This is a genomic window from Hallella multisaccharivorax DSM 17128, from assembly GCF_000218235.1.
GTDB lineage: Bacteria > Bacteroidota > Bacteroidia > Bacteroidales > Bacteroidaceae > Prevotella > Prevotella multisaccharivorax.
This window is the reverse complement of record NZ_GL945017.1, coordinates 786,591-800,152: the sequence shown is the minus strand read 5'-3', so window position 1 is coordinate 800,152 and position 13,562 is coordinate 786,591. Positions and strand designations below refer to the sequence as shown.

Genomic DNA, 13,562 nt, shown 5'->3' with positions numbered 1-13,562 from the left:
CTTTCAATGGATGATGAACAAGAACTACAAGAGTTTACGCGGCAGTTTGGCCACAAAATCCTTCAGATAGAACGGCACGAAATAGGCCACATCCTCGAATTTTTGCTCCGCCATGCGCTTTTCAGCAAGCGGCATCATGTTCTTGGCCAGCGGCTCTATGCCGTCGATGAAGCGCGCATTAGGATGTTTGATAACGTCTTTGCACTTTCTGGCTCCGTTGCCGAAGAAATACACAGGACCTTTGTCAAGCCACTCGTTGTAGGTGTCAGCCTCCACCACGTCAGCGTGAATGGGGCGCACCTCATGCAGCGAACGGTCGAAGATCTGGACATAGACCTCCATACGGCGTGCGTCGAGCATAGGACAAAGCAGCGCATTCTCCTCCGCAACCATCTCGCGCAGGAGCACCGGCACACAGAGAATCTCCAACGTGGGCACACCAAGGAGCTTGAGCCCACGACCGTAACAGATGCCCTTAGCCATGCTCACGCCTATGCGAAGACCTGTATAACTGCCTGGCCCGCAGCTCACGGCAACAGCATCAAAAGGGATGGCATGGTTGTCGGTAAACGACAGAGCCTCGTTGATGAATGAACCTAACCGCTCGGCATGATTGGGTCCTGAGTGATCCTCCTTCTCAAAAATGCAAGCACCGTCCTGACTCACAGCCACCGAACAGACATTGGTACTCGTCTCTATATTCAATATACAAGACATATGATACAAGTATAATGATGACATTATTCTTAATAAAGTGCAAATTTACTCCTTTTTCCACCTAATTTCGTACTTTTGCAGAAATTTAACGCACAAATAAGTATGATACTCTCTATGACGGGCTACGGCAAATCCGTAGTGGCTTACAAAGACAAGAAAATCAATGTTGAGATCAAGTCGCTCAACAGTAAAGCCCTTGACCTCTCTGTACGTATCGCTCCACTCTACCGTGAGAAAGAAATGGAGATCAGACAGTATATAGCCAAAGCGCTGACACGGGGAAAAGTGGACTTCGCACTGTGGACGGAAAAAGACACCATCGTGGATGCCACGCCGATAAATGCTGCGCTTGTAGAGGATTACTACCGCCAGCTGAAGGCTATTTCGGAAAAAACAGGCATTCCTGAGCCCGCCGACTGGTACAACTCGCTGCTGCACATGCCCGACGTCATGACGAAAACCGACACCGAGGTGCTCAGTGATGAGGAATGGGAAGTAGCGAAGAGGGCCATCAGACAGGCCACTGACAATCTCATTGCGTTCCGAAAGCAAGAGGGCGCCGCCTTGGAAAAGAAATTCAACGAGAAGGTTGACAATATCGAAAAACTGCTCTACAGTATCGAACCTTATGAAAAAAGCCGCGTGCCAAAGATTAAAGACACTATCATCAAAGGCCTGGAGCAGATTCCTGAAGTGAAATACGACAAGAACCGGCTGGAGCAAGAACTCATCTATTATATTGAGAAACTCGACATCAGCGAGGAGAAACAGCGGCTCTCCAACCACTTGAAATACTTCCGCGAGACCATGGCCGAAAACCAGCCCAACGGAAAAAAACTTGGATTCATTGCGCAAGAGATGGGCCGTGAAATCAACACCACTGGCTCGAAAAGCAACCAAGCCGAGATGCAGAACATCGTCGTGAAGATGAAAGATGAGCTGGAGCAGATCAAGGAGCAGGTGCTCAATGCTTTATAAACATGTAAATTCTTTCAAACAAACATGAATGCAACCGGAAAACTGATTATATTCTCCGCTCCCAGCGGCTCAGGCAAGAGCACCATTGTGCAGTGGCTGATGAAAGAGCATCCTGAGCTTAGGCTTGCTTTCTCCATCAGTGCCACCACGCGTGCGCCACGCGGTACAGAGAAGAACGGGGTAGAATACCTCTTCCTCACACCCGAGGAGTTTAAGGCAAAAATTGACAAAAACGAGTTTCTTGAATACGAAGAGGTCTACAAAGACCGCTTCTACGGTACCTTGAAGCCGCAGGTAGAGAGCCAGACAGAGCAAGGAGAGAATGTCGTCTTTGATGTCGACGTCAAAGGCGGATGCAATATCAAAAAACATTACGGCCGCCGTGCGCTGAGCATCTTTATCCAACCACCATCGGTAGAGGAACTACGCCGCCGTCTTGTCAACCGTGCCACCGATGCCCCTGAGGTGATAGAGCAACGCCTGGACAAGGCTTCCTATGAACTGACCTTTGCCAAAGAGTTCGACTATATTGTGGTCAACGACAACCTTCAAACTGCCGAGGAGGAGACTTACCGCCTTGTCAGTGATTTTCTCAAAGCATAAGGACCATGGACAATGTCCTTGCGCATCCCCGTATCGGCATTTTCGGTGGCAGTTTTAACCCCATCCACGTGGGCCATATCGGTCTGGCAAGGCAACTGTTGAGCCTTGCAAGCCTTGACGAAGTGTGGTTTTTAGTCTCGCCGCTCAATCCCTTCAAGAAGGCGGCCACTGACCTGCTCGATGACGAGAAGCGCCTGCTCATTGCCCGCGAAGCCCTGGAAGGTGAACAGAAACTCAAGGTTTCCGACTACGAATTCCACTTACCAAAGCCTTCCTACACCTGGAATACACTTCGCCATCTGCAAGCCGATTATCCCACATGCCACTTTGTTCTCGTCATCGGGGCTGACAATTGGCTTGCCTTTGACCATTGGGCGCACCCCGACTACATCCTTGCCAATTTTGAAATAGCTGTTTACGCGCGTCCCAATTGCGTCATCGACCCAGCCGCCTTGCCACACAACGTCCGGTTTTTCAAGACGCGGCTTTATGATGTCAGCAGCACCGCCATCCGGGAAAACATCAAGAACGGACTACCCATCTCTGGGCTGGTTCCCGACCACGTCGAAGGCCTCATCACAGAATCTTACCGGAAATAATGACGTCCTGCACGTGCCGAACGATACTCCTGCACGTGCCGAACGATGCTCCTGCACGTGCCGAACGATGCTCCTGCACGTGCCGAACAAAGCTCCTACACGTGCCGAACGATCTCATGATGATCTTATCAAGAGGAAAAACAAACTGGATATTCACTGTATTTATTTGCACAATTGCCTGAAAGGCAATTTTATTTCTATGCGATAGAGGTGGTTTTCCCTCGGATTTTGCTAACTTTGCAACAAAATAGAAAAAAGTATCTGAATCCATGAACATTGAAAAAGAGATAAACTCGTCGGTGCTTGCTGCCGTGAAAGAGCTCTACGGGCAGGATGTGCCCAAAAAGATGGTGCAGCTGCAGAAGACGAGACCCGGCTTCGAGGGCAACCTTACCTTGGTGGTTTTCCCCTTCCTGAAAATGTCGCACAAGAAGCCACAAGACACGGCACAGGAGCTTGGAGAGGAGCTTATGAGTCATTGCAAGGCCGTTTCCGCTTTCAACGCCGTGGGCGGATTCCTGAACCTTGTCATAGCTCCTGAGGCATGGCTGGGACTGCTCGACGACATCGACCGCGACCCGCACTATGGCGAGAGAGCCGCTACGGAGAGCTCGCCACTCGTCATGGTGGAGTATTCTTCGCCCAATACCAACAAACCGTTGCACCTCGGGCACGTGCGCAACAACCTTTTGGGCTGGAGTCTGGCCAAAATTCTTGAGGCTAACGGCAACCGTGTCGTAAAGACCAACATCGTCAACGACCGTGGCATCCACATCATGAAGTCAATGCTCGCCTGGATGAAATGGGGTAATGGCTGCACGCCTGAATCAACAGGTAAGAAGGGCGACCACCTCATCGGCGACTTCTATGTGCTGTTCGACAAGCATTATAAAGAGGAGTGCGCCGAGTTGGAGAAGAAATTCATGGCCGATGGCATGTCCGAGGACGATGCCAAGAAGAAGGCTGAACAGGAAGCGCCGCTTATCAGGCAAGCTCACCACATGCTCGTGAAGTGGGAAGCCGGTGACAAGGAGACTCGTGACTTATGGGCAAAGATGAACGCATGGGTCTATAAAGGATTCGACGAGACCTATAAGGCGCTCGGTGTTAGCTTCGACAAGATCTATTATGAGAGCAATACGTACCTCGTAGGCAAAAACAAAGTGATGGAAGGTCTCAAGAGAGGTCTCTTCTATCAAAAAGAGGATGGTAGCATCTGGGCTGACCTCACGGGCGAAGGCCTCGACCAGAAGCTCCTCATCCGTGCTGATGGCACCACGGTCTACATGACACAGGACATCGGTACCGCTGAGATGCGCTTCAGCGACTATCCCATCGACAAGATGATCTATGTGGTGGGTAATGAGCAGAACTATCATTTCCAGGTGCTCTCACTGCTGCTCGACCGCCTCGGCTTCAAGTGGGGCAAGGATCTCGTCCACTTCTCCTATGGTATGGTAGAGCTGCCCAACGGCAAGATGAAAAGCCGCGAAGGTACAGTAGTCGATGCTGATGACCTGGTGGCTGAGATGATCAGCGATGCCCGCAAGACCAGCGAGGAGCACGGACAGTCGAAGGAATTCTCTGAGGCAGAGAAGCAGGAGATTGCCCGCATCGTGGGCCTGGGTGCGCTGAAATACTTCATTCTCAAGGTCGATGCACGCAAGAACATGCTGTTCAACCCTGCCGAATCGATCGATTTCAATGGCAATACAGGGCCCTTCATTCAGTATACCTACGCCCGTATCCAGTCGATACTGAGGAAGAGCGGCGGCTGTGAGACGCCCGTGGAGACTTCTTATGCTCCCAACGTCAAAGAGGTGGAGCTGATACAAAAGTTGGATGCCTTCAAGGCTGCCGTTGCCGACGCAGGTCAGAACTACAATCCTGCCGGTATCGCCAACTATACTTATGAGCTTACGAAGCTTTTCAACCAGTTCTACCACGACTACAGCATTCTCTCTGCTGACACTGATGCAGAAAAGGCTTTCCGTTTGAAGCTCGCGCGCAACGTAGGCAAAACCATCAAAAATGCCATGGAACTCCTTGGCATAGAGGTGCCGGAAAGGATGTAAAAGCTTATGAAAGGTGAACTTGTAAATCCGCCTGACAACCGCCACGATACCGTACTCCCTTTGCCCGATGAGGTAAGTGGGAGCGCATGGGCAGTGGATGCCGGTTGCTCTGGCAATCCCGGACCGATGGAATATCAGGGTGTAGACCTGGCCACAGGCGTGCAGGTATTCCATTTTGGCCCATATTATCCGGACGGGTCGACAGTCTATGGTACCAACAACATCGGGGAGTTCCTGGCTATTGTACATGCTTTAGCTTTGATGAACCAGCAGGGCATCACCGACAAGGCCATCTATTCCGACTCTTACAACGCCATTCTATGGGTGAAGAAGAAGCAATGCCGTACCAAATTGGAGCACAGCGAGCGTACCGAACCGCTCTTTACACTGATTGCGCGGGCAGAGAAATGGCTCAGGACTCACCCTGTGACCACTCCCGTCATCCAATGGCAGACCCGCCAATGGGGCGATATCCCTGCTGACTTTGGAAGAAAATAGCCAGTGACCGCAGGCAAACGCTGTCAGCTCTGAACCAGAAAACGAACAATGAAAGGCCGTTAAGGAAGAACTCCTCAACGGCCTTTTATGTTGTTGTATGAATATCGGTAGCTTAGTCGGCAGACAGTGAGAAACGCTTGAAGGCTACGACCTTTAGTCCCTTCTGCTGCTTGTTGAGCCACTGAGAGACACTCTCTTTGGCTGCGCCCTCATCGCCGAACTGGAACTCCTGGTCCACCAAGCAGTTCTCCTTGAAGAACTTAGCCATGCGGCCCTTGGCGATATTCTGGATCATCTGCTCCTTAAGGTTAGCGGCAGCAGTCTCAGACACTTCCTTGCGGATCTGCTGAGCCTTGTCGGCATCCTCCTGCGTGAGCCAGCCCTTAGCTACGTTGCTGGCGATGTGGTCGTCGCTGTCAACGAGGTTAGTGTTGATACCGGCTTTCTTCAGAGCTATGTTGACCTGACGCTCCACCTGCTCTTCCTTGGTTTTCTCGATGGCGATGCGCAGCTCCTCGTCCTTCACACTCTGAGGAACGCTGGCTTCGTCGAGCGCTACGGGCTTCATGGCAGCCACCTGCATGGCAACCTTGTAGCCGGCCTCATCGTTAGCGTCGGAGAGCTGTACCATCGTAGCGAGCGTGTGCTTGCGCATGTGGTCATAGACAGAGATGTTGGCGCCTTCGAGCACATTGTAGCCGTCGAGCTCCATCTTCTCACCGACGACACCTGAGCGACGTGTAACTGCTTCCTCAACAGTGATACCGCCCTTAGTCTTGAGAGCCTTCACGTCATCGAGCGTCTGTGCCTTGGCAGCGATAGCCAAGTCAAGGATTTCCTGTGTGAGGGCAATATAGTCGGCACCATTAGCCACGAAGTCGGTCTCGCACTTCAAGGCGATCATGGCAGCGAAACCATTCGCGTTCTTTACGAGCACGCAACCATTGGATGTGGTACGGTCAGAGCGCTTGGCAGCAATAGCCAAGCCACGCTCACGCACGAGCTCCACAGCCTTGTTGATATCACCATCAGCCTCGGCAAGGGCCTTTTTACAGTCCTTCATACCGGCACCGGTCATGGCGCGCAGCTTCTTGATGTCTTCAATTGTAACAGCCATAATGTTGTTTTTTCCTTTCTTGTTGATAATAATAATGTTGAGGTCCGGAAAGATATCTGAATGGACTTCTGGACCTCAGTATGTCTTACTCAGCTGCGGGAGCTGCCTCTTCCCCTGCTTTGGGAGCCTCAGCGGCAGCCTCGACAGGTGCATCCTCGCGGCGTGCACGACGGTTACGGCGACGGCCCTCAGCGGCCTCGTCCTGCTGCTCAGCGGCAGCCTTGTCGTCAGCCTTCTCAGCCTTGTGCTCTTCCAAGCCCTCAGCGATGGCTGCGCAGCAAGCGTCGAGAATCACCTCAATAGAGTCCTTGGCATCATCGTTGGCGGGGATGACATAGTCCACATTGCGGGGATCAGAGTTTGTGTCCACAATACCGAATACGGGGATACCTAAACGGTTGGCCTCCTTGACGGCGATGTGCTCCTTCATGACATCCACCACGAAGAGAGCAGAAGGCAGACGGTTCAGGTCGGCGATAGAACCGAGGTTCTTCTCCAGCTTAGCACGCTGACGGTTGATCTGCAACAGCTCGCGCTTTGAGAGGTTGGAGAACGTGCCGTCATTCATCATCTTGTCGATATTGGCCATCTTCTTCACAGCTTTACGGATGGTGGGGAAGTTGGTGAGCATGCCACCGGGCCAGCGCTCGATAACGTAAGGCATGTTGACACTTGCGGCCTTCTCCGCCACGATGTCCTTAGCCTGCTTTTTTGTAGCCACGAAAAGAATCTTGCGGCCACTCTTTGCGATGGCTTTCAGAGCCTCGGCAGCATCGTCAATCTTGGCGACAGTCTTGTTGAGGTCGATGATATGAATACCGTTGCGCTCCATGAAGATGTAGGGAGCCATTGCGGGATTCCACTTACGCTTCAGATGGCCGAAGTGGCACCCTGCCTGAAGCAGCTGGTCAAATGATGTTCTTGACATTTGTGTTTTCTTGTTTTTAAATTGTTTACTTTCCTTGATAATTCTAATGCTTAGAACCAGCCCATGAGTAACCTTCTCTGTCACGCCACAATGGCAACAGACCAAAGGAAGGGTCTCACAGGTTTGGATGCTAAACAACGCTTCTCTTCCCTTCCGCCAAAAGAGGAAGAGAAAAGAGAAGCCATATTAACGCTTACTGAACTGGAAGCGACGGCGAGCCTTGGGCTGTCCAGGTTTCTTACGCTCAACGGCACGGCTGTCACGTGTGAGAAAGCCATTGTCCTTGAGATTCTTCTTGTCTTCAGCGTTAATCTTCACCAGGGCACGGGCAATGGCGAGGCGCAGAGCCTGGCTCTGACCTGTGTAACCGCCACCGTCGAGGTTGGCCTTGATGTCGTATTTCTCAGCAACATCGAGCAGCTGCAGAGGCTGCTTCACCACATAGCGGAGAATAGCTGATGGGAAATACTTCTCTATATCTTCTTTGTTGATTGTGATCTTACCGGTACCCTCTGTGAGGTAAACGCGGGCTACGGCGCTCTTGCGGCGGCCGATTGCGTTGATAACTTCCATCTCTATTGATTATTTATACTGGTTAATGTCAATGTTCTTTGGCTTCTGAGCCTTCTTGTCGTGCTCAGCGCCCTCGAAGATGTAAACGTTGTCCATCAGTGAGCGCCCGAGGGGACCCTTTGGGAGCATGCCCTTGATGGCGTGGCGCAGCATCTTGTCGATGCCGTTGGGGCGTGTACGCAGGTCGGCAGGCGTGTTGAAACGCTGACCGCCTGGATAACCAGTATAACGGGTATAGATCTTGTCGGTCTCCTTCTTTCCGGAGAACTTAACTTTGGCTGCGTTGATGATGATGACATTATCACCGCAGTCCACGTGAGGTGTGAAGCTGGGTTTGTACTTGCCGCGGAGCAGCTTGGCGACCTTAGAGCACAAACGGCCCACCATCTGGTCGGTGGCATCCACGACGACCCACTCCTTCTTTGCCGTTTCCTTGTTGACGGAAACAGTCTTGTAACTTAATGTGTCCATTTTAGAACTGTAAATAATGAATGTTTAATAATTACTGTTGACGAACAGGGGCCTCGCGGTGCCTCCAGTCTAAAAGAGACCATCCACAGCTTTAACCCTGAGCGCACGGGCGATTCTCTAACCAGACTGTACGGCCATGCACAGCCCTATTAACACGCCAATGCCGTGGCAGCTCTAAGACAGCTGCCCCAATCAGCAGTGCAAAGGTACACATATCAGTTGATGCGGAAAAGAATGAATTATTATTATTTGGTTTAATTATAAATAATTAACACCAATGGTGAACGAGATCAGAAGACAGACAAATATTTCGAGACATTACGTTTACGGCGTAAAGGCAATGCCATTACACTGTAAAGGCAATACGATTACGGTGTAGAGGCAGTGCCATTACACTGTAGAGGCGATACGATTACGGTGTAGAGGCAGTGCCATTACAGTATTCAGACAAAAAGCACACGTACCGGTCTGGCACGTGTGCAATTTTGGAGTCAGTTGTAAGAACGTGATTACTTCTTCAACACCTTTCTGCCATTCTCAATGACGACACCCTTGTAGTCCTTGCCGACCCGTTGTCCGGAGAGGTTGTAGCGGGAGCCTTCCATAAGGTTATTTTCCTTCACCTCACCGATGAAGGTAGAAGTACTCTCCTTAACAGAAAGATTTTTAATTTCCCAAGTACCAGCATACTGATCTGTACTCACGTACTTAAAAGCAAACCGAATCTTTTTGCCAGCATACTTAGCCAAGGGAATGGTAGCGTTGACATATACCCAATTGTTATTTGCAAAATAAGTAGGAATATCCACTTTTTCCCAATCTCCACCCTCTGCCTTAACCATCAGTGTGGCATCCTCAGTAGGCTTCCCGAAAAAATTGCCGGTATGTTCAAAAGAGAGAACCGGTGCCTTCGCAGCAGATATATCTATTATCGGAGACACAAGCCAACTTTCTGCCGCGAAACGGGTCTTGGTCTTGAACAAATAAGCAGAAGCTTTCATACAGTTGTTTTCTTGTTTATTTTTGTCCACATAGTGTTTCCACACATACTTCAGTCCCTTCGGCAGTACTTTATTGTCAATAGAGAAGTCGCCCTGCCCCTCACGAAAACTCTCCTCATAGGGGAGCACCTTGTCTTGTGCGTTGATACCCGTGCATACGAGTGTCAACAATGCAACGAAAGTAAAGCGTAAAATCTTGTTCATAAGCTTATAGTTTTAAATTGTGAATAAGTTAATTAATTACCTTGCAAAGATAATAAAAGAGACTGACATAGCAAATTTAGAAACCCAAAAATTTGAAAGTTTCATCATTTTTAATATGTTGTCTTTGCCTTGCTTTCCTGCCACATCGCAAATGCCTTTCTCCCTTCTTCAGGCAAAAGCTCTATGATGGGCTTCTCTCTGCCGGACATATCGCGCAGGATCTCCTCATAGATGAAGTCATCGCTGAAGCCGATGGTAGCGGCATCTTTGCGGTTGTTGGCATAGTAAATCTTGTCAATTCGTGCCCAGTAAATGGCGCCAAGACACATAGGGCACGGCTCACATGAGCAGAATATCTCACAGCCCTCGAGGGAGAATGTGCGGAGACGCTGGCAGGCCGTGCGGATAGCATTGACCTCGGCGTGTGCCGTGGGGTCGTTGTCGATGGTTACACTGTTGCTGGCTTCGGCTACGACAACACCGTGGCGTGCGATGACGGCTCCAAACGGGCCGCCGCCTTTTTTTACGCTCTCTTCACTCAGGCGGCAGGCTCGCCGCATCAGTTCTTCATGAGTCATATATAGTTTATTATTGTATTTTACAGAATCTCTTTAATATATCGCATGTTGATACGAAATTGTCCACGCGCGGGGCATTTTCCTTCCAGAAGGCAGCCAGCGACGCCATAGCCTTGTATTGTCTTGAATGCGGCAACAGCCGCAGGTCGTCGAGATCATAATATTTCTGTGTTTTATCATCCCATCCACTGAAGAACCAGGGATCGCCGTGCCGGATGAAGGCGAGGGCATAGAGGCTTTTCTCCCTGAGTGTAAAGTCGTTGCTCCGCACGCTTTCTCCGAGGAGACTGATGGCTTTGGCAACGAAGTCCTCAGTGCCGACGGCCGTACTGTCCTGCATGGTGCTGATACCATACTGCTTCATCCACCAGCAGTCACCCTCGTAGCTACCCTGATACCAAAGCGTGGCGAGCTTGTAGGCTTTCCGCATGCGTTCTTCTGATGGCCGCATAAGATCATACTGCTGGATCAGACTGACCATGTCGCGGCAGTACTGAAGTTTCCTGTTGACGGTAAGGCGTGGAAGCCGTGTACTCTTTTCGTCAATAGGATATTCAGGAAGGGCAACACGCTGCTTGCCCATCCACCGCTCTTTGTTGTAGTCACGTTGCGCAGCATAGGGCGCGATGTTTTGTGTGTTGAGGAAGTCAAGACCCACCTTCTCCAAATAAGGTATGGCCTCGGCAAAGCGAGCCTGTGCCAAGAGTCGTGTTCCGATGAGGTCGTTGTAATAATTGGCATCTCGGTAAGCCTGCTGCCACGCATAGTGCTCCAGCGAGTCAGCGGGCTGCTTGCGCAGATAAGCGGAATAAGCCTTCAGACTGTCGAGAGGGGTCTTGCTGAGCGCGTCGAAATAGAAGCCCTGATAGTCCCAATTGCCCTTAGTGTCGTCGTCGGTCTCGAAGTTGACGGCACGTGCGTTGCACTCACTGAAGTCGGGGGCCGTGTCGTTCATACGGCTGAGCAGCACGAGAGCGGCATTGGTGCGTCCCGCTGCCATGAACATCGGTACAAGACCATTGTAGACCATACGCTCCTCCACGTCGCGGTAGTGGTCAGTTTCATAGAGCGTGAGGCTCTTACGGTCTTCAGCTGACTTGGCGTCAAGCCACCGCATTTCGCCCGTAAGCCATTTGTCATAAGTGACATTGTGCTGTTCGGAGAAAACGGAGTTGGCGGCGTAGATGGCGCGCGCGTTGTCTTTCATGCGCGGCGTGCCGGCAAGCTTCATGGCTTTTGCCAAATCTTCCTTTGCTTTATCGTAGCGGCGCAGCTGGTGCTCAAGGCAGCCGATTGCTGTCTGCCAGAGACACGGCACGCTGGTCTTACCCTGCGCCACCACACCGCGGGCGAAGTCGATGAAACGGTTGGCTTCAGTCGTGGTAACTTTCTTGGCGTCTGTCTCTTTCATCCATTCGTCGTGGTCTTTGGATGTATTATTATAATCGGCGTAGGGGAAGCTGTTGAGTTCATAGACATCCATTGTCTCCTGCACGTTGTTGACAAAGTCCTGTACGAGATAGACCAGTGTCGCCGAGTTAGGACGGGTAGAGTACACTTTCTGTATTCCGGCGAGGCTACGGTAGCCCCGCACGCAATATTTCAAGCTCTGATAGTCTTGCTGCGCGGCATAGATCTCAATGGCCTGGTCTCTCCTGCCCGTTCGCCAGAGGCATCCGGCATATAGGTTGCGCATCATGTCGCGATAGACACTTGGCTGCATGCGCTGCCCCGTGGATGTCCAAAAGGTCATGGCCTCCTGGTATCGTTTCAGGCCGAAGAGAGCGCGCATGCGCAGCAGGTTGTATTGCGCACGGAAGCGCTTGCCCTGGTAGATCTTGGAGGTCTGCAACAGATTGTGCAGTACGGCATTGCGGCGTGCTATTTTCTGCCGAGTGGGATAATCCCATGCATTGAAGTTGACATCGCTGCCAATATAGGCATTGAGACTCCTGCAATAGCCCAGCAGCTCGGCGTCTTTCTGTCGCCGTGCTTTTTTCATGACCTCGTCACGGCAGACATCCCAACGATACTGTGCGTCCGGATTGCCGAGATATTGTTGCCAATACTTATCAGTAGCATCCGTGAACCGGTCACTCATAAGAGATCGGTTGAAGACGGAAAACAGATAATTGTTGTGTCGGGGCGCCTCTGGTACACAAGCACCGGCAGACAGAGAAATGGCAAGGAGTGCTGTGAGAAGACTACCTATACCTATAAATCTTTTGAAAGTCACCATAACTGAATCGTTGAATATTCTTATCACTCAAATCATAAAGAATCATTTCATCATTGGCATTACGGCGTACGCGGTCCACAGCTTCCTGGGCAGCATAGATATCTTGTAGCTCCGGCTGTCTGACGGCAATACTGTCTCCCCGCAGCACAGGCAGGTCGTCGTCGCCGTGCAAGATGCCCACGTATTTGCCGCCCCTAAAGAGCACGCGCCATGTAAAGAGCGGATAGGCCGTAGAGACCGGAAGACCGTAGCCCTTGAGATACCGGAGATAAGGCATCACGTCTTTCATGTCGAGAATGGGCTTACGTTCGGAGAGCTTGGTCACATCACCTGTATTGTACATCATCAGCACACCACGATCGGCAGGAGGCACCGGCTGAGAGAGCTGGTGCAGGCGGATAGTGGCGGAGAGCTGCATAGCATGACTGTGACACAATGCGCGCATCTGCTTCATGAAGTTGAAGAAGACAGCACGCGTCGTCATCGTCCAGTCGCAGTCCACTTGCATTTCCCTGGCTCTTGCAAAGTGATTGGTAGTATTCATCTGCTGGATACGGCGAAAGATCTTCTCCGCCAGATCATCCTGGGGCCGGCACATGCAGTCATTGAGGATATATACCACGGGAACCACCTCTACGTCTCTGGGAAAGTTATCTTCAAAAGCAAGCGTAGCGTTGGGCTGAGGATCGCCGGCATCATTGGCAACCACATCAAAATAACGACAGTACACCTTCCTGATACCGTGCCGGACAAGGAAATCACGCTCGGCGGTGTCAAAACGCAATGTGGTCTGCCAGTAATAGACAGACCTCACCCGCTCCTCACGGCTGCAGGACGCAAGCAGCAGGACGAGCAGAAAGGAAAGAAGCATGTAACGGTGCATGGTCTTCACAGATAGTTTGGTAAAAATAAGTATTCATTCTGAATGCAACAAATATTTCACATACAATTATTCTTTATCGCCCCAAAATTCTTATCTTT

Annotated in this window: 14 protein-coding genes; 5 read left to right on the top strand and 9 right to left on the bottom strand. The window is 51.0% G+C overall.

Annotation, left to right across the window (positions count from 1 at the left end; all coding sequences use genetic code 11):
- Nucleotides 1–24 precede the first annotated feature (24 nt).
- On the bottom strand, nt 25–717 hold the full coding sequence (tsaB, locus tag PREMU_RS03730) for a tRNA (adenosine(37)-N6)-threonylcarbamoyltransferase complex dimerization subunit type 1 TsaB (protein ID WP_040557977.1): 693 nt from the start codon (nt 715–717) through the stop codon (nt 25–27).
- Between the two features lie 102 nt (nt 718–819).
- Here tsaB and PREMU_RS03725 point away from each other — a divergent pair, with 102 nt between their 5' ends.
- From PREMU_RS03725 to PREMU_RS03700, 5 genes are all read left to right on the top strand, one after another.
- A complete protein-coding gene (locus PREMU_RS03725; RefSeq protein WP_040557976.1) occupies nt 820–1,695 on the top strand; it encodes a YicC/YloC family endoribonuclease in 876 nt (291 codons plus the stop codon).
- 24 nt (nt 1,696–1,719) lie between these two features.
- The gene (gene gmk, locus PREMU_RS03720) at nt 1,720–2,298 is read left to right on the top strand and encodes a guanylate kinase (protein WP_007573234.1); all 579 of its coding nucleotides are present in this window, start codon (nt 1,720–1,722) and stop codon (nt 2,296–2,298) included.
- A 5-nt stretch (nt 2,299–2,303) separates the two neighbouring features.
- A complete protein-coding gene (gene nadD / locus PREMU_RS03715) occupies nt 2,304–2,897 on the top strand; it encodes a nicotinate (nicotinamide) nucleotide adenylyltransferase (protein ID WP_007573232.1) in 594 nt (197 codons plus the stop codon).
- Nucleotides 2,898–3,166: 269 nt separating this feature from the next.
- On the top strand, nt 3,167–4,972 hold the full coding sequence (gene argS / locus PREMU_RS03705) for an arginine--tRNA ligase (protein WP_007573230.1): 1,806 nt from the start codon (nt 3,167–3,169) through the stop codon (nt 4,970–4,972).
- A 6-nt stretch (nt 4,973–4,978) separates the two neighbouring features.
- A complete protein-coding gene (locus PREMU_RS03700) occupies nt 4,979–5,470 on the top strand; it encodes a ribonuclease H family protein (RefSeq protein WP_007573229.1) in 492 nt (163 codons plus the stop codon).
- Between the two features lie 112 nt (nt 5,471–5,582).
- Here PREMU_RS03700 and tsf read toward each other — a convergent pair whose 3' ends face one another.
- The 8 genes from tsf to PREMU_RS03660 all read right to left on the bottom strand — a co-directional run bounded on the left by tsf (nt 5,583) and on the right by PREMU_RS03660 (nt 13,464).
- Complete coding sequence (gene tsf / locus PREMU_RS03695; protein ID WP_007573228.1) at nt 5,583–6,587, bottom strand: translation elongation factor Ts; 1,005 nt, start codon at nt 6,585–6,587, stop codon at nt 5,583–5,585.
- An 85-nt stretch (nt 6,588–6,672) separates the two neighbouring features.
- Nucleotides 6,673–7,515, bottom strand: a complete 843-nt coding sequence (gene rpsB, locus PREMU_RS03690) for a 30S ribosomal protein S2 (RefSeq protein ID WP_007573227.1) — start codon at nt 7,513–7,515, stop codon at nt 6,673–6,675.
- Nucleotides 7,516–7,701: 186 nt separating this feature from the next.
- Nucleotides 7,702–8,088 (bottom strand): 30S ribosomal protein S9, encoded by a 387-nt coding sequence (rpsI, locus tag PREMU_RS03685; protein WP_007573226.1) that lies wholly within the window; start codon nt 8,086–8,088, stop codon nt 7,702–7,704.
- 9 nt (nt 8,089–8,097) lie between these two features.
- Entirely contained in the window at nt 8,098–8,559 is a 462-nt protein-coding gene (gene rplM, locus PREMU_RS03680; RefSeq protein ID WP_007573225.1) for a 50S ribosomal protein L13, read from the bottom strand.
- Nucleotides 8,560–9,068: 509 nt separating this feature from the next.
- Nucleotides 9,069–9,764 (bottom strand): choice-of-anchor J domain-containing protein, encoded by a 696-nt coding sequence (locus PREMU_RS03675; RefSeq protein ID WP_007573223.1) that lies wholly within the window; start codon nt 9,762–9,764, stop codon nt 9,069–9,071.
- A gap of 110 nt (nt 9,765–9,874) precedes the next feature.
- A complete protein-coding gene (locus tag PREMU_RS03670) occupies nt 9,875–10,342 on the bottom strand; it encodes a nucleoside deaminase (RefSeq protein ID WP_007573222.1) in 468 nt (155 codons plus the stop codon).
- 10 nt (nt 10,343–10,352) lie between these two features.
- Nucleotides 10,353–12,443, bottom strand: coding sequence for a hypothetical protein (locus PREMU_RS03665; protein WP_156803952.1), 2,091 nt, complete (start codon nt 12,441–12,443; stop codon nt 10,353–10,355).
- 103 nt (nt 12,444–12,546) lie between these two features.
- Complete coding sequence (locus tag PREMU_RS03660; protein WP_007573219.1) at nt 12,547–13,464, bottom strand: hypothetical protein; 918 nt, start codon at nt 13,462–13,464, stop codon at nt 12,547–12,549.
- Nucleotides 13,465–13,562: the final 98 nt, after the last annotated feature.